General features: G+C 56.3%; 15 protein-coding genes and 6 tRNA genes. 20 read left to right on the top strand and 1 reads right to left on the bottom strand.

What is annotated here, in order from left to right; genetic code table 11:
- Positions 1–24 precede the first annotated feature (24 nt).
- The 20 genes from mltB (at position 25) to ACOTYH_RS10100 (ending at position 14684) form a co-directional block, all read left to right on the top strand.
- A complete protein-coding gene (mltB, locus tag ACOTYH_RS10195) occupies positions 25–1125 on the top strand; it encodes a lytic murein transglycosylase B (protein WP_015571672.1) in 1101 nt (366 codons plus the stop codon).
- 312 nt (positions 1126–1437) lie between these two features.
- Positions 1438–2091 (top strand): metal ABC transporter ATP-binding protein, encoded by a 654-nt coding sequence (locus tag ACOTYH_RS10190; RefSeq protein WP_039269948.1) that lies wholly within the window; start codon positions 1438–1440, stop codon positions 2089–2091.
- Positions 2088–2948 carry a metal ABC transporter permease gene (locus ACOTYH_RS10185; protein ID WP_015571669.1) on the top strand — a complete coding sequence of 287 codons (861 nt, stop codon included), beginning with the start codon at positions 2088–2090 and terminating at the stop codon, positions 2946–2948. The genes ACOTYH_RS10190 and ACOTYH_RS10185 overlap by 4 nt, the downstream gene beginning before the upstream one ends.
- 14 nt (positions 2949–2962) lie before the next feature.
- On the top strand, positions 2963–3841 hold the full coding sequence (locus tag ACOTYH_RS10180) for a metal ABC transporter substrate-binding protein (protein ID WP_015571668.1): 879 nt from the start codon (positions 2963–2965) through the stop codon (positions 3839–3841).
- 130 nt (positions 3842–3971) lie between these two features.
- Positions 3972–4469 (top strand): nicotinamide-nucleotide amidase, encoded by a 498-nt coding sequence (pncC, locus tag ACOTYH_RS10175; RefSeq protein WP_003862172.1) that lies wholly within the window; start codon positions 3972–3974, stop codon positions 4467–4469.
- Positions 4470–4558: 89 nt separating this feature from the next.
- A complete protein-coding gene (gene recA / locus ACOTYH_RS10170) occupies positions 4559–5617 on the top strand; it encodes a recombinase RecA (RefSeq protein WP_015571667.1) in 1059 nt (352 codons plus the stop codon).
- A 68-nt stretch (positions 5618–5685) separates the two neighbouring features.
- Complete coding sequence (recX, locus tag ACOTYH_RS10165; protein ID WP_017382782.1) at positions 5686–6186, top strand: recombination regulator RecX; 501 nt, start codon at positions 5686–5688, stop codon at positions 6184–6186.
- A gap of 131 nt (positions 6187–6317) precedes the next feature.
- Positions 6318–8945, top strand: a complete 2628-nt coding sequence (gene alaS, locus ACOTYH_RS10160) for an alanine--tRNA ligase (RefSeq protein WP_023295315.1) — start codon at positions 6318–6320, stop codon at positions 8943–8945.
- Positions 8946–9186: 241 nt separating this feature from the next.
- A complete protein-coding gene (gene csrA, locus ACOTYH_RS10155) occupies positions 9187–9372 on the top strand; it encodes a carbon storage regulator CsrA (protein ID WP_000906486.1) in 186 nt (61 codons plus the stop codon).
- 342 nt (positions 9373–9714) lie between these two features.
- Positions 9715–9807: transfer RNA gene (locus ACOTYH_RS10150), tRNA-Ser, on the top strand.
- Between the two features lie 4 nt (positions 9808–9811).
- Positions 9812–9888 (top strand) — tRNA-Arg (locus ACOTYH_RS10145).
- 64 nt (positions 9889–9952) lie between these two features.
- Positions 9953–10029, top strand: a tRNA-Arg gene (locus ACOTYH_RS10140).
- Between the two features lie 64 nt (positions 10030–10093).
- Positions 10094–10170, top strand: a tRNA-Arg gene (locus ACOTYH_RS10135).
- A gap of 64 nt (positions 10171–10234) precedes the next feature.
- A tRNA-Arg gene (locus ACOTYH_RS10130) sits at positions 10235–10311 on the top strand.
- Between the two features lie 64 nt (positions 10312–10375).
- Positions 10376–10452 (top strand) — tRNA-Arg (locus ACOTYH_RS10125).
- 126 nt (positions 10453–10578) lie between these two features.
- Positions 10579–11145 carry a fructose-1-phosphate/6-phosphogluconate phosphatase gene (yqaB, locus tag ACOTYH_RS10120; protein WP_015571665.1) on the top strand — a complete coding sequence of 189 codons (567 nt, stop codon included), beginning with the start codon at positions 10579–10581 and terminating at the stop codon, positions 11143–11145.
- Positions 11142–11570 carry a YqaA family protein gene (locus ACOTYH_RS10115; protein ID WP_017692791.1) on the top strand — a complete coding sequence of 143 codons (429 nt, stop codon included), beginning with the start codon at positions 11142–11144 and terminating at the stop codon, positions 11568–11570. The genes yqaB and ACOTYH_RS10115 overlap by 4 nt, the downstream gene beginning before the upstream one ends.
- 83 nt (positions 11571–11653) lie before the next feature.
- On the top strand, positions 11654–13198 hold the full coding sequence (gene gshA / locus ACOTYH_RS10110; protein ID WP_032669330.1) for a glutamate--cysteine ligase: 1545 nt from the start codon (positions 11654–11656) through the stop codon (positions 13196–13198).
- 152 nt (positions 13199–13350) lie between these two features.
- Positions 13351–13866 (top strand): S-ribosylhomocysteine lyase, encoded by a 516-nt coding sequence (gene luxS, locus ACOTYH_RS10105; protein WP_017382778.1) that lies wholly within the window; start codon positions 13351–13353, stop codon positions 13864–13866.
- Between the two features lie 53 nt (positions 13867–13919).
- Positions 13920–14684, top strand: a complete 765-nt coding sequence (locus ACOTYH_RS10100) for an AraC family transcriptional regulator (protein ID WP_003862181.1) — start codon at positions 13920–13922, stop codon at positions 14682–14684.
- On the opposite strand, the gene leuA is transcribed toward ACOTYH_RS10100, so the two are convergent.
- Entirely contained in the window at positions 14671–16326 is a 1656-nt protein-coding gene (leuA, locus tag ACOTYH_RS10095) for a 2-isopropylmalate synthase (RefSeq protein WP_062933552.1), read from the bottom strand. The two genes, ACOTYH_RS10100 and leuA, sit on opposite strands and share 14 nt — an antisense overlap.
- Positions 16327–16456 lie beyond the last annotated feature (130 nt).

Raw genomic sequence — 16456 nt, 5'->3', positions numbered from 1 at the left:
CCGAACTCGTTAAATGGATGCCACATGTTCAAGCGTCGTTATGCAGCGCTGTTGCCTGCGCTTATTCTCCTGTCCGCCTGTAGTAGCAAACCCAAGACCGAAGCCGCTCAGCCAACGGCGGGCGCGCCTTCCGGAGGATTCCTGCTGGAGCCGCAGCACAATATGATGCAGATGGGCGGCGACTTCGCGAATAACCCTGCGGCCGAACAGTTCATCGATAAAATGGTGAGCAAGCACGGTTTTGACCGCCAGCAGCTGCATGCCATTTTGTCTCAGGCGAAGCGTCTGGACTACGTGCTGCGCCTGATGGACAGGCAGGCGCCGACAGCCCAGGTGCCGACCGGGCCAAACGGCGCGTGGCTGCGCTATCGCAAACAGTTTATTACCCCGGACAACGTGCAGAATGGCGTGGTGTTCTGGAATCAGTATGAAGACGCCCTGAACCGTGCGTGGCAGGTCTATGGCGTGCCGCCGGAGATCATCGTCGGTATTATTGGGGTCGAGACCCGCTGGGGACGCATTATGGGTAAAACCCGCATCCTTGATGCGCTGGCGACGCTCTCCTTCAACTACCCGCGCCGCGCCGAGTATTTCTCTTCCGAGCTGGAAACCTTCCTGCTGATGGCGCGAGACGAACAGGACGATCCGCTCGATCTGAAAGGGTCGTTCGCCGGGGCAATGGGCTACGGCCAGTTTATGCCGTCCTCCTATAAGCAGTACGCGGTAGATTTTAACGGGGATGGTCACATCAACCTGTGGGATCCCGAAGACGCCATTGGCAGCGTGGCCAATTACTTCAAAGCGCATGGCTGGACGCCGGGCGGCCAGGTGGCGGTGCAGGCGAACGGCGAGGCGTTTGGTCTGGAAAACGGATTTAAAACCAAATACAGCGTGGCGCAGCTGGCAGCGGCAGGCTTAACGCCGTCGCAGCCGCTGGGCAATGTTGACCAGGTGAGCCTGCTGCGCCTGGATGTCGGAACCGGTTATCAGTACTGGTTCGGGCTGCCGAACTTCTACACCATTACCCGCTACAACCACAGCACGCACTATGCGATGGCGGTGTGGCAGCTGGGGCTGGCGGTGTCTCAGGCGCGTGTGCCGGCAGCGTCACCGTTTAGCCAGTAAGTTACCCTGACGGGTAGGCCGGGTAAGGCAACGCCGCCACCCGGCATGGCTGCATGCACGGTGCGGCCTGATGCCCTCACCCTGACCCTCTCCCACGGGAGAGGGGAATTTTGCAGAAACATTTCGCCACACTCCCATTTCACTCCCACCGTTTACATCTTAATCGACTTTCATTATTGTTATGTTATAACATTATTTTTGAATTGAGATTTCCATGTCCCTGTTTTCTCTCTCATCCCCGGTTCGGCTGCTGCTGGCGCTGGTGATCATTCTGTTTCTCGGCCTGGCCGTGCGCTGGGCGGTGGCGTTGCCATGATCGTGATGAACGACCTGGTGGCGGGTTACGATCGCCAGCCCGTTACGCGCGCGCTGTCCGGCGTGATTGAACGCGGGAGCATGACCGCTATCGTCGGGGCCAACGGCTGCGGCAAATCCACGCTGCTGAAAACGCTCGCCGGCTTTATTCCGCCCGTCAGCGGTACGTTTCGCTGGCAGGGGAGACGTCCGGTGGTGGGCTGGCTGGCGCAGCGTCACGCGCTGGAGGCGCAATTTCCTCTGACCGTGCAGGACGTGGTGAGTATGGGCTGCTGGCCAGCAATCTCACTGTTTGCCGGTTTTCGTCGGGATACCCGCATGCGCATTGCTGGCGCGCTGGAGCGCGTGGGGCTGGAGTCCATGGCGCTCTCCACCATTGATGAACTTTCCGGCGGCCAGTTTCAGCGCATGCTGTTTGCCCGCGTTTTGGTGCAGCAGGCGCCGCTGGTGATGCTGGATGAGCCTTTCACCGGCGTCGATGAAGCGACCTGCAACGTGCTGATGGATCTGATGCTGGAGATGTATATGCAGGGGCAGACCCTGCTGGCGGTACTGCACGACAGCGAACGCGTCTCGCGCCACTTCCCACAAACGCTGCGGCTGGATGCTGATACGCCGCACTGGAAAACCGAGCGGGTGAGGGTGGCATGATCTGGCATCTCTTCTTCCAGCCGTTTATTGAGTACGGCTTTATGCGGCGCGCGCTGGTGGTTTGCCTGGCGCTCTCCGTCAGCACCACTGCGCTGGGCGTATTTCTTCAACTGCGTCGGATGAGCCTGATGGGGGATGCCCTTTCTCACGCCATTTTGCCGGGTGTCGCGGTGGGCTATCTGCTCAGCGGGATGTCGCTGCTGGCAATGACTGTCGGCGGGTTTATTGCCGGGATCGCCGTTGCGCTGGTGGCCGGGCTGGTCAGCCGCCGCACGCCGCTTAAAGAGGATGCCAGCTTCGCGGGGTTTTACCTGGGCTCGCTGGCGCTGGGCGTCACGCTGGTGTCGCTGCGCGGTTCAAATGTCGATCTGCTTCATCTTCTGTTTGGCTCCATTCTCGCCGTGGATAGCGCGTCAGCCCTGTTCGTGACGGGCGTTTGCATGTTCACGCTCCTCACGCTGGCGATTTTTTATCGGGGGCTGGTCAGCGAAGCGTTTGATACCGCGTGGTTGCAGGTGAACGCGCGCTGGCTGCCCGGGATGTTACACGGTCTGTTTCTGGCGCTGCTGGTGCTCAACCTGGTAGCCGGTTTTCAGGTGCTCGGCACGCTGATGGCCGTCGGGCTGATGATGTTACCCGCCGTGGCGGCACGCTGCTGGGTGCGCACATTGCCAGGGTTACTTTTGATGGCGGGTATCAGCGGTATTTTTTGCGCGTGGCTGGGCTTAAGCCTTTCCTGGGCAGTGAGTCTGCCCGCCGGGCCCTCCATTGTGCTGACCGCCAGCGCATTGTTCTTTATTTCAGTTTTATTTGGCACGCGCAGCAGGCTGGCGGATAGCCTGCGGGCGCTTTTTTAACGCAAGGGGAAACGATGAAACGTACAGGATTAGCCGTGGCGCTCGCGCTCGGCATGATGACGCACGGCGTAATGGCGAAAACGCTTAATGTGGTGACCAGCTTTTCCATCCTGGGAGACATCACGCAGCAGGTTGGCGGCGATCGTGTGAAGGTGACGACGCTGGTGGGGCCGGACGGTGATCCCCATACTTTCGAACCCTCGCCCAAAGACAGCGCGGCGCTGAGTAAAGCTGACGTGGTGGTGGTCAATGGGCTGGGGCTGGAGGGCTGGCTCGACCGTCTGGTGAAAGCCTCCGGATTCAAAGGCCAGCTGGTGGTTGCTTCGGACGGCGTGAAAACGCACACGCTGGAAGAGGACGGTAAAACCGTGACCGATCCGCACGCGTGGAACAGCGCGGCGAACGGCGCGCTGTATGCGCAAAATATTCTCTCAGGGCTGGTGAAGGCCGATCCTGAAGATACGGCGGCGCTTGAATCTACCGGTAAACCCTATATTGCGCAGCTCTCTCAGCTGGACGGTTGGGCTAAAAAGCGTTTCAGCGACATCCCACAGGCGAAGCGCAAAGTGCTGACCAGCCACGACGCCTTCGGCTATTTCAGCCGCGCCTACGGCGTGACGTTTATGGCGCCGCAGGGGCTGTCGTCTGAGAGTGAAGCCAGCGCGGCGCAGGTAGCGGAGATCATCAATCAGATTAAAGCTGACGGCGTGAAAACCTGGTTTATGGAAAACCAGCTTGACCCACGCCTGGTGAAGCAGATTGCGACCGCCACGGGCGCCCAGCCGGGTGGTGAACTTTACCCGGAAGCGCTGTCCGCGAAGGGCGGCGTGGCGGACACCTACGTCAAGGCGTTTCGCCACAATGTGGACACCCTCGCTAACAGCATGAAATAAGCGTCTCTCTGGCCGATGCGTCCGCATCGGCTTTTTTCTGAAGCCCCCTCGTAAAACCCGACGCGCATCCCCATATTTGATGAGAAAGTGCTATCTTGTGCTGCATGTTTTTCTAAGGCCTGGAGCGAGAATGACTGACCATGAATTGATGCAGCTAAGCGAAGTGGTGGGGCTGGCGCTGAAACAGCGCGGCGCGACTCTCACGACCGCAGAATCCTGCACCGGCGGCTGGGTGGCGAAAGCAATTACCGATATTGCTGGCAGTTCCGCCTGGTTTGAACGCGGCTTTGTGACCTACAGTAACGAGGCGAAAGCGCAGATGATCGGCGTGCGTGAAGCCACGCTTGAGCAGCATGGCGCGGTCAGCGAGCCGGTGGTGATCGAGATGGCGATTGGCGCGCTGAAAGAGGCGCGCGCAGATTACGCTATCTCCATCAGCGGTATCGCGGGGCCGGACGGCGGCAGCGACGTGAAGCCTGTCGGCACCGTCTGGTTTGGCTTTGCCACCTCAAAAGGTGAAGGGATCACCCGCCGGGAATGCTTCAGCGGCGACCGCGAAAGCGTGCGTCGTCAGGCAACGGAATACGCGTTAAAAACGCTCTGGCAACAATTTCTACAAAATACTTGATACTGTATGACTATACAGTATAATTGCCTCAACAGAACAGAAGTCCATGGTGAAGCGCAGTTGCTTCTCCCGGCATGACAGGAGTAATAATGGCTATCGACGAAAACAAACAGAAAGCGTTGGCGGCAGCACTGGGCCAGATCGAAAAGCAATTCGGTAAAGGCTCCATCATGCGCCTGGGTGAAGACCGTTCCATGGATGTGGAAACTATCTCCACTGGTTCGCTTTCTCTTGATATCGCACTGGGCGCTGGCGGTTTGCCGATGGGCCGTATCGTAGAAATCTACGGTCCGGAATCCTCGGGTAAAACTACCCTGACGTTGCAGGTTGTTGCGGCGGCACAGCGCGAAGGTAAAACCTGTGCGTTTATCGATGCCGAGCACGCGCTGGACCCGGTCTATGCCCGTAAACTGGGCGTTGATATCGACAACCTGCTGTGCTCCCAGCCGGACACCGGCGAGCAGGCACTGGAAATTTGTGACGCGCTGGCGCGCTCAGGCGCGGTTGACGTGATCATCGTCGACTCCGTTGCGGCGCTGACGCCAAAAGCGGAAATTGAAGGTGAAATCGGTGACTCTCACATGGGCCTCGCGGCACGTATGATGAGCCAGGCGATGCGTAAGCTGGCGGGTAACCTGAAGCAGTCCAATACGCTGCTGATCTTCATCAACCAGATCCGTATGAAAATTGGTGTAATGTTCGGTAACCCGGAAACCACCACCGGCGGTAACGCACTGAAATTCTACGCTTCTGTCCGTCTGGATATCCGCCGTATCGGCGCGGTGAAAGAGGGGGATAACGTAGTCGGTAGCGAAACCCGCGTGAAGGTTGTGAAGAACAAAATCGCAGCACCGTTCAAACAGGCTGAGTTCCAGATCCTCTACGGCGAAGGTATCAACTTCCTCGGCGAGCTGGTTGACCTGGGCGTGAAAGAGAAGCTGATTGAAAAAGCGGGCGCATGGTACAGCTACAACGGTGACAAGATTGGTCAGGGTAAAGCGAATGCTATCTCCTGGCTGAAAGAGAACCCGGCGGCGGCGAAAGAGATTGAGAAGAAGGTGCGTGAACTCCTGCTGAACAACCAGGACTCTAAACCTGATTTCGTGGTCGACGGCGCGGATGCTGAAGAAACCAACGAAGACTTTTAATCCTCTCGGATAAAAATGAAGGGCTGCTGATGCGGCCCTTTTTGCATTTCTGAATCGACAGGTTTTTTATGAGTGAACCGACATCACGCCGACCAGCCTACTCACGCTTGCTGGATCGGGCCGTGCGTATTCTTGCCGTGCGTGACCATAGCGAACAGGAGCTGCGGCGGAAACTGTCAGCGCCCGTCATGAGCAAAAACGGTCCGGAAGACATTGATGCCACCGCGGAAGATTATGACCGCGTGGTTGCCTGGTGCTACGAGCATCACTATCTGGATGACGGCCGTTTTGCCGCTCGCTTTCTTGCCAGCCGTGGTCGTAAAGGCTATGGGCCAGCGCGTATCCGCCAGGAGCTGAACCAGAAAGGGGTAGCCCGTGAATCGATTGAAAAAGCCATGCGCGAAAGTGAAATTGACTGGTGCGAACTGGCGCGTGAGCAGGCGGTACGAAAGTACGGTGAGCCGCTGCCGCGTGAATTTTCAGAAAAAGTTAAAATCCAGCGCTTTTTGCTCTACCGCGGCTTCCTGATGGAAGATATTCAGGATATCTGGCGTAATTTTACCGATTGAACGCATGCGGGATTTTACTTCCCACTAAAGAAAACTTATCTTATTCCCACTTTTTCCAGTAGCTGGTCCGTCCAACTGTTTACAGATACAGATCTGCTGCGACATTTCGTTAGCTTGATTTCAGGATAATTATGAGCAAGAGCACCGCTGAGATCCGTCAGGCGTTTCTCGATTTTTTCCATAGTAAGGGACACCAGGTTGTTGCCAGCAGCTCCCTGGTACCGAACAATGACCCGACTCTGCTGTTTACCAACGCCGGGATGAACCAGTTCAAGGATGTGTTCCTTGGTCTCGACAAGCGTAATTATTCCCGCGCCACAACCTCACAGCGTTGCGTGCGTGCGGGCGGTAAACACAACGATCTGGAAAACGTCGGTTACACCGCGCGCCACCACACCTTCTTCGAAATGCTGGGTAACTTCAGCTTCGGCGACTATTTCAAACACGATGCCATTCAATACGCGTGGGAACTGCTGACCGGTGAAAACTGGTTCAATCTGCCGAAAGAGCGTCTGTGGGTGACCGTGTATGAGACCGATGACGAAGCGTTCGACATCTGGGAAAAAGAAGTGGGTATCCCGCGCGAACGTATCATCCGTATCGGTGACAACAAAGGCGCGCCTTACGCGTCTGATAACTTCTGGCAGATGGGCGACACCGGCCCTTGCGGTCCGTGCACCGAGATCTTCTACGATCATGGCGACCACATCTGGGGCGGCCCTCCGGGAAGCGCGGAAGAAGATGGCGATCGCTACATTGAGATCTGGAACATCGTCTTCATGCAGTTCAACCGTCAGGCCGACGGCACCATGGAGCCGCTGCCAAAACCGTCCGTAGATACCGGTATGGGCCTTGAGCGTATCGCGGCCGTTCTGCAACACGTTAACTCCAACTATGAGATTGACCTGTTCAGCACCCTGATCAAAGCCGTTGCTGAGGTAACGGGCGCAACCGATCTGAGCAACAAATCACTACGCGTTATCGCAGACCATATTCGTTCCTGTGCGTTCCTGATTGCTGACGGCGTTATCCCGTCGAATGAAAACCGTGGCTATGTGCTGCGTCGTATCATTCGTCGTGCGATCCGCCATGGCAACATGCTGGGCGCGAAGGACACCTTCTTCTATAAACTCGTTGGGCCACTGATTGGCGTGATGGGCTCTGCCGGCGATGAGCTGAAACGCCAGCAGGCGCAGGTTGAACAGGTTCTGAAAACCGAAGAGGAGCAGTTTGCCCGTACGCTGGAGCGCGGTCTGGCGCTGCTGGACGACGAGCTGGCGAAACTCAAGGGCGACACGCTGGATGGCGAAACCGCTTTCCGCCTGTACGACACCTACGGCTTCCCGGTTGACCTGACGGCTGACGTTTGCCGCGAGCGCGACATCAAAGTTGACGAAGCAGGCTTTGAAGCCGCGATGGAAGAGCAGCGTCGTCGTGCGCGTGAATCCAGCGGTTTTGGCGCGGACTACAACGCGATGATCCGCGTTGATAGCGCGTCTGAATTTAAAGGCTACGAAGAGCTGGCCCTGACCAGCAACGTGACCGCGCTGTTTGTTGACGGTAAAGCCGTAGACAGCATTAGCGCGGGCCAGGAAGCGGTTGTTATCCTGGATAAAACGCCGTTCTATGCGGAATCGGGCGGCCAGGTTGGCGATAAAGGCGAACTGAAAGGCAATGGCTTCAGCTTCAGCGTAAGCGATACCCAGAAATACGGTCAGGCAATTGGTCACCAGGGCAAACTGGTTTCCGGCTCTCTGAAAGTGGGCGAGGGCGTTCAGGCCAACGTTGACGAAGCTCGCCGCGCGCGCATTCGTCTGAACCACTCGGCAACCCACCTGATGCACGCAGCCCTGCGCGAAGTGCTGGGTACGCACGTTGCACAGAAAGGTTCTCTGGTTAATGACAAAGTGCTGCGTTTCGACTTCTCGCATTTTGAAGCAATGAAGCCGTCTGAAATTCGTGCGGTGGAAGACCTGGTGAATGCCCAGATCCGTCGTAACCTGCCAATCGAAACCCACATCATGGATCTTGAGGCAGCGAAGAAGAAAGGTGCGATGGCGCTGTTTGGCGAGAAATATGACGACCGCGTTCGCGTGCTGAGCATGGGCGACTTCTCTACCGAACTGTGTGGCGGTACTCACGCATCCCGCACCGGTGACATCGGCTTGTTCCGCATCGTTTCCGAGTCGGGGACGGCGGCAGGCGTGCGTCGTATTGAGGCGGTGACCGGGGAAGGCGCAATTGCCAGCCTGCATGCGCAGAGCGACCAGCTGCACGAGATCGCGCAGCTGCTGAAAGGCGATAGTCAAAACCTGGGCGAAAAAGTGCGTGTCGCGCTGGATCGTACCCGTCAGCTGGAAAAAGAACTCCAGCAGCTGAAAGAACAGGCTGCGGCGCAGGAGAGCGCAAACCTCTCCAGCAAAGCGGTAGACATTAAGGGCGTCAAACTGCTGGTCAGCGATCTGGCGGGCGTTGAGCCTAAGATGCTGCGTACCATGGTCGACGATCTGAAGAACCAGCTTGGTTCGACGGTTATCGTGCTGGCAACGGTCGCAGAGGGTAAGGTTTCTCTGATTGCGGGCGTCTCTAAGGATGTGACGGATCGTGTTAAAGCAGGGGAACTGATTGGCATGGTCGCCCAGCAGGTGGGTGGCAAAGGTGGCGGTCGTCCGGACATGGCGCAAGCCGGTGGTACGGATGCGGCGGCACTTCCCGCGGCATTAGCCAGCGTTGAAAGCTGGGTAAGCGCGAAACTGTAATAACTACAAAGCACAAGCAGACGCCATAGCGGTAACGTTATGGCGTCTTGCTCACTGCGCTATCGATAACGATAAAGTCAGGTTGAGTTTGTGTATATCGGCTAAACTTACGTTTAACAGAATGTGATGCCGTGACTGCTTACACTTTACGTGTTTGTCATCGCTTACTTTTTGGCGTTATATGATGGATAATGCCGGGATACAAGAGACCCGACTCTTTTAATCTTTCAAGGAGCAAAGAATGCTGATTCTGACTCGTCGAGTTGGTGAGACCCTCATGATTGGGGATGAGGTCACCGTGACAGTTTTAGGGGTAAAGGGTAACCAGGTACGTATTGGTGTTAACGCTCCTAAAGAAGTATCTGTCCACCGTGAAGAGATCTACCAGCGTATCCAGGCTGAAAAATCCCAGCAGTCCAGTTACTGATATTGTCGCGTCTCGCTGTCGGGCGAGACGCAACCCTCCTGCTATTTTTGCTGCATAAAGTTACCGTTCTATTTCAAACGCTTCGTTTTTGACCACTCTCATAATCTTATCTCATCCAAAAGACGCGCTTCTCTCAACACAATTCTGTGAAGATGCCTGCAAAATCCGCTTATAAAACACTCTCTTTGCGGCTTTTACATGCGAATTGGGTGCGAATTGTGCAAACGAAAAAAGCATGTGGAAAATTGTTTGACTTATAAGTCCCAGAAAGTAATATATGCGCCACGCAGCGACGAGAAGCTCTTAACGAGTTGCTCGAAGCACTCGAAAGAGGCGTTGTGTGGTGAGGTGGCCGAGAGGCTGAAGGCGCTCCCCTGCTAAGGGAGTATGCGGTCAAAAGCTGCATCCGGGGTTCGAATCCCCGCCTCACCGCCATTTTGCATCCGTAGCTCAGCTGGATAGAGTACTCGGCTACGAACCGAGCGGTCGGAGGTTCGAATCCTCCCGGATGCACCATCTATTACTTCATATTGCTTTCGAAGTGATATGAATATCGAGCAGTACAGTAGTAAATCCCGATGCATCCGTAGCTCAGCTGGATAGAGTACTCGGCTACGAACCGAGCGGTCGGAGGTTCGAATCCTCCCGGATGCACCATTTTTTACTTTATATTGCTTTTGAAGTGATATGAGTATCGATAAGTACAGCAGTAAATCCCGATGCATCCGTAGCTCAGCTGGATAGAGTACTCGGCTACGAACCGAGCGGTCGGAGGTTCGAATCCTCCCGGATGCACCATTTTTTACTTTATATTGCTTTTGAAGTGATATGAGTATCGATAAGTACAGCAGTAAATCCCGATGCATCCGTAGCTCAGCTGGATAGAGTACTCGGCTACGAACCGAGCGGTCGGAGGTTCGAATCCTCCCGGATGCACCATTTTTTAATTCATATTGCTTTTGAAGTGATATGAGTATCGAGAAGTACAGCAGTAAATCCCGATGCATCCGTAGCTCAGCTGGATAGAGTACTCGGCTACGAACCGAGCGGTCGGAGGTTCGAATCCTCCCGGATGCACCATCTCTTCTTGTGATCCCCTTCGATGTTTAGTTCTTAATCACTCTCATTGTTATCACTTCGCAATCAGCGACAAAAATCCCCTTTTACGATAAAGTAATGCTTTGTTAATCGTTTAGCGAGAGCACGATGTACGCACAGTATGACGGTTTGATCTTCGACATGGACGGCACCCTCCTGGATACCGAACCCACGCATCGTCAGGCCTGGACCGAAGTCCTGGGCCGTTACGGTATGCGTTTCGATTTACAGGCGATGATTGCCCTCAATGGATCGCCCACCTGGCGTATCGCACAGGCCGTGATTGAGCTGAATCAGGCCGATCTCGACCCGCATCAGCTCGCGCGTGAAAAAACCGACGCGGTAAAAGCCATACTGTTAGACACCGTGCAGCCTTTACCACTCATTGACGTCGTCAAGGAGTGGCACGGGCGTCGTCCTATGTCTGTCGGCACGGGCAGCGAGAGCGCGATTGCTGAAGCGCTACTCAACCACCTTGGCCTGCGCCACTATTTTTCTGCCGTCGTTGCCGCCGATCATGTTAAACATCACAAACCCGCACCGGATACCTTCCTGCTCTGTGCAGAATTAATGGGTGTTCCACCTGCAAAATGCGTGGTGTTTGAAGATGCTGATTTTGGCATTCAGGCCGCGCGTGATGCCGGAATGGCGGCGGTGGACGTTCGCTTACTGTGAGTGACGCGCTGTCACTCGCTTCATTATTCGCCAGCAGTTTTTTAAGCTCCACCCTCTTACCGGGGAATTCGGAAGTGGTGCTGGTGGCGATGCTGTTGTCCGGCGTAAGTCAGCCCTGGTTGCTGGTCTTAATAGCAACAATGGGTAATAGCCTTGGAGGGCTGACTAACGTTATTCTTGGACGTTTCTTTCCGCTACGCGAAAAATCTCGCTGGCAGGAAAAGGCAGTCGGCTGGCTAAAACGCTATGGCGCTGCCACGCTGTTATTAAGCTGGATGCCTGTAATAGGCGATTTACTGTGTCTGCTGGCGGGATGGATGCGCATTTCCTGGGGACCGGTGCTCTTTTTTTTGTGCCTTGGCAAGGCGTTACGCTATGTTTTACTGGCATGGGTAACACTACAGGGTATGACGTGGTGGCACTAATTGGTGGAATGAATTCGCGACCTTCAATCGTCAACCATTACAATTATGCTGAGTGACAATTTTTTGACAGGCGGGAGGTCAAATTGATCCCGGACGTATCACAGGCGCTGGCCTGGCTGGAAAATCACCCTCAGGCACTGAAGGGTATTCAGCGTGGGCTTGAGCGCGAAACGCTGCGCGTAAATGCGGATGGTAGCTTAGCGACTACGGGACACCCGAAGGCGTTAGGCTCGGCGCTGACACATAAATGGATCACAACCGATTTCGCCGAAGCGCTGCTGGAGTTCATCACGCCAGTAGACGGTGATATTGATCATATGCTGACGATCATGCGCGACGTGCATCGCTTCACCGCCCGCAACCTCGGCGACGAGCGTATGTGGCCGCTCAGCATGCCGTGCTATATCGAGCAGGGGCAGGATATCGAGCTGGCGCAGTACGGCACCTCGAATATTGGTCGGCTGAAAACGCTGTATCGCGAAGGACTGAAAAATCGCTACGGCGCACTGATGCAGACGATCTCTGGCGTGCACTACAATTTCTCTCTGCCGATGGCGTTCTGGCAGGCGAAGTGCGGTGAAACGGATAAAGAAGCGATCTCCGCGGGCTATTTCCGCCTGATCCGCAACTACTACCGCTTTGGCTGGGTTATTCCGTATCTGTTCGGCGCGTCACCGGCCGTCTGTTCTTCGTTCCTGCAAGGGAAACCGACCACGCTGCCGTTCGAGAAGACCGAATGTGGCATGTATTACCTGCCGTATGCGACCTCCCTGCGCCTGAGCGACCTTGGCTATACCAATAAATCGCAAAGTAATCTCGGAATTACGTTTAACGATCTGCACGAATATGTGGCAGGCTTGAAGCGGGCGATAAAAACCCCGTCGGAAGAGTACGAAAAAATCGGCCTCGAAAAAGACGGTAAGCGCCTGCAAATTAACACCAACGTATTGCAGATTGAAAACGAGCTGTATGCGCCTATTCGTCCGAAGCGCGTAACGCGCAGCGGTGAAACGCCGTCGGATGCGCTACAGCGCGGCGGGATCGAATACATTGAAGTGCGCTCGCTGGATATCAACCCGTTCTCACCGATTGGCGTTGACGAACAGCAGGTTCGCTTCCTTGACCTGTTTATGGTCTGGTGCGTACTGGCGGATGCGCCGGAAATGAGTTCCGACGAACTGCTGTGTACCCGTGCCAACTGGAATCGCGTGATTCTGGAAGGGCGCAAGCCGGGTCTGACGTTAGGTATTGGCTGTGAAACGGCTCAGTTCCCACTGTCTAAGGTAGGGAAGGATCTGTTCCATGACCTGAAGCGCGTAGCCCAGACGCTGGACAGCGTGTACGGCGGCGAAGCTTACCAGAAGGTCTGCGACGAACTGGTTGAAAGCTTTGATAACCCGGAACTGACATTCTCAGCACGAATTCTGCGTTCTATGATTGAACAGGGAATTGGTGGCACAGGGCGTTCACTCTCAGCGGAGTACCGTGAGATGCTGATGCAGGAGCCGTTAGAGATCCTGAGCGAAGCGGATTTTGTGGCAGAGCGTGATGCGTCCGTTGTGCGTCAGAAAGAGGTCGAAGCGGCGGATACGGAGTCGTTTGAGGCGTTTCTGGCGAAGCAGGCCTGAACCAAAAAGAAAAAGGCCACATCGCTGTGGCCAAAATATACATCTCTGAATTCAGGGATGATGATAACAAATGCGCGTCTTTCATATACTCAGACGCGCATTCTGTAGAAGAGTTCAGTTTATTTTAAAAAAATCACTATCGGAGGTGACGTATGCCGTTATTAGATAGCTTTACTGTCGACCATACCCGTATGGAAGCACCAGCAGTCCGCGTGGCGAAGACCATGAACACGCCGCACGGCGACACGATCACCGTTTTCGACCTGCGCTTCTGCGTGCCCAATAAAGAAGTGATGCCAGAGAAAGGCATTCACACGCTGGAACACCTGTTCGCCGGATTCATGCGCGACCACCTGAACGGCAACGGCGTGGAGATCATCGATATCTCTCCGATGGGCTGCCGCACCGGTTTCTACATGAGCCTGATTGGTCAGCCTGATGAGAAACGCGTCGCGGATGCGTGGAAAGCGGCGATGGAAGACGTGCTGAAGGTGAAAGAGCAGAACCAGATCCCTGAGCTGAACGTTTACCAGTGCGGCACTTACCAGATGCACTCTCTGGAAGAAGCTCAGGAGATTGCCCGTCATATCATCGAACGTGATGTTCGTGTAAACAGCAATGACGAGCTGGCCCTGCCAAAAGAAAAACTTCAGGAACTGCACATTTAGTATCGTGCCTGTGGATGCCCGGTGGCGCTTCGCTGACCGGGCCTACAATTCTGATGACGACAACCACCACCTTCTCCTTTACCCATCGCCCGCTTGTGCCGTTTTCGCATGATTATGCTCATGGCGACAGCGAGCCGTGGCATCAGCACGACTGCGCGCAGCTCCTGCACAGCCTCACCGGCGTCGTGCGGGTCGATACCGCATCCGGCTGCTGGGTGGTGCCGCCCGGTCGCGGCGTCTGGCTACCTGCGGGTACGCAGCACGCCTTGCGCATCACCGGCAACGTTGCTGCCCGCACGCTGTTTATCGACCCGCTGGCGCGCGCCGATCTCCCGGCGACCTGCCAGATCGTGCAGATCTCGCCCCTGCTGCGCGAGCTGATCCTGACCTCCCTTACGCTTCCTGAATCTTACGCACCCGGAAGCCGCGATGAACGTGTTTATGAGCTGATCCTCGATGAAATTCGCCTCATGCCGGTACTGCCGTTTCACCTGCCCGAGCCGGAAAGCGAAGCGCTGCGCCATCTCTGCCAGCAGATTCGAATGGCCCCGGGAGAAAGCTGGAGCAGCGCCCAGGCCGCAGGTATTGTGGGGATGAGCGAACGCACGCTGAACCGCCATTTTCAGCAGCAGACAGGCCTGAGCTACGGCGAGTGGGTGAGAAGGGCGCGACTGCTGGAAGCCTTGGTGCGGCTGGCGCAGGGCCAGCCAGTATTACGCGTGGCGCTGGATCTGGGGTATGGTAGCCACAGCGCCTTTACGGCAATGTTTCGTCGGGTGATGGGTCTCTCACCCAGCGATTACTTCAGGAATGACTGACCGCGTTAAAAAGCGCCTGAATCGACGCGCGTGCTACGTCGCTGTCGATGCCCACGCCCCAGCGGCTGGTCCCATCCTGGAACAGGCAGCGGATATAGGCCACCGAGCGGCTGTCGCTGCGTTCGCCTAACGTATGTTCGTGATAATCCTTGATCACAAACGGTGCGTTGATCCAGCGGCTTAAGCCGTGAGCGGCGGCGGAGAGCAAACCGTTTCCCTGGCCTTCCAGCTGGCGGGTGCCCCCTTGCGTGGCGACGCTTGCCGTCAGCCGCAGCTGGCCGTCCTGCTGGCTGTCGCTGCGGTACGATTGCAGCGCTAATGGCGGGCTCGCCACCAGGCCGTAGCGGGCGCGGAACAGCTGCCAGAGCGCATTCTGCGTCATCTCTTTTCCATGGTTATCCGTTTCCTGCTGCACGTGCTGGCTAAAATCCTGTTGCAGGGCGCGAGGCAATTTCAGGCCGTGGTTTTGCTCAATAAGCCAGGCGCTTCCGCTTTTTCCTGACTGGCTGTTCACGCGGATCACCGCTTCATAGGTACAGCCAATATCCTGCGGGTCGACGGGCAGATAGGGCATCTCCCAGCGTTCGCCAGGCTTACGGGCATCGAAACCTTTCTTGATGGCATCCTGGTGCGAGCCGGAGAAGGCGGTGTAAGCCAGACGACCCGCCCACGGATGGCGCGGATGGACGGGCAGCTGGTTGCAGGTTTCTACCGTTTCAACCACCCGATTCATATCACTGAAATCCAGATTCGGGCTAATGCCCTGGCTGTAGAGGTTCATCGCCAGCGTCACCAGGCAGACGTTGCCCGTGCGTTCACCGTTACCAAACAGGCAGCCCTCCACGCGGTCAGCCCCGGCCATGACGGCCAGCTCTGCGCTGGCGACGCCGGTACCGCGATCGTTATGCGGGTGCACGCTGATACAGACGTCACTGCGGCGGCTGAAGTGGCGGCAGAAATACTCGATCTGGTCGGCATAGACGTTCGGCGTGCTCACTTCGACGGTAGCGGGCAGGTTGACGATCATCGGACGCGCCGCGCACGGCTGCCAGATCTCCGCTACGGCTTCACAAATCTCCAGCGCAAACTCCGGTTCGGTAAAGCAGAAGGTTTCCGGGGAGTACTCGTACTGCCAGCGGGTGTCAGGGTTCTCTTCACACAGCTGACGAATCAGGCGCGTCGCGCGCGTCGCCAGCTCGACGATTTGCGCTTTCTCCATGCCGAATACCAGACGGCGGAACAGCGGGGCGGTGGCGTTATACAGATGGACGGTGGCCTGTTTCGCACCGCGCAGGGAGTCGAAAGTGCGACGGATAAGATCGTCCCGCGCCTGCGTTAACACCTGAATGGTGACGTCATCCGGGATGCGGTTCTCCTCAATAAGCTGACGCACAAAATTGAAGTCCGTCTGCGAGGCGGACGGGAAGGCGACTTCGATTTCTTTAAACCCGCAGCTCAGCAGCAGATCCCAGAATTGCAGCTTGCGCGCGCTGTCCATCGGCTCGGCCAGCGCCTGGTTACCGTCGCGTAAGTCGGTCGAGAGCCAGCGCGGGGCGCGGGTGATAATCTGCTCCGGCCAGCGGCGGTCGGGCAACGAAAGGGTGGGGTAAGGCTGGTATTTGTCGGCGGGTGTGTTCAGCATGGTGCGCTCCTGTTGTCTTTTCACTATCGTGAATCGATTTCAGGCGCGCTGCTTTATCGGAACTGACAATCGCTGTCGCGTTTTGGACAAGGGGGGCGATTGTTGCCCGGTGGCGCTGCGCTTACCGGGC

The sequence above is a fragment of the Enterobacter cloacae complex sp. SHL001 genome, from assembly GCF_049236825.1.
In the GTDB taxonomy this organism is placed as follows: Bacteria; Pseudomonadota; Gammaproteobacteria; order Enterobacterales; family Enterobacteriaceae; genus Enterobacter; species Enterobacter hormaechei_C.
The sequence above is the reverse complement of the archived record's forward strand: the minus strand, read 5'-3'. Positions and strand labels throughout refer to the sequence as shown.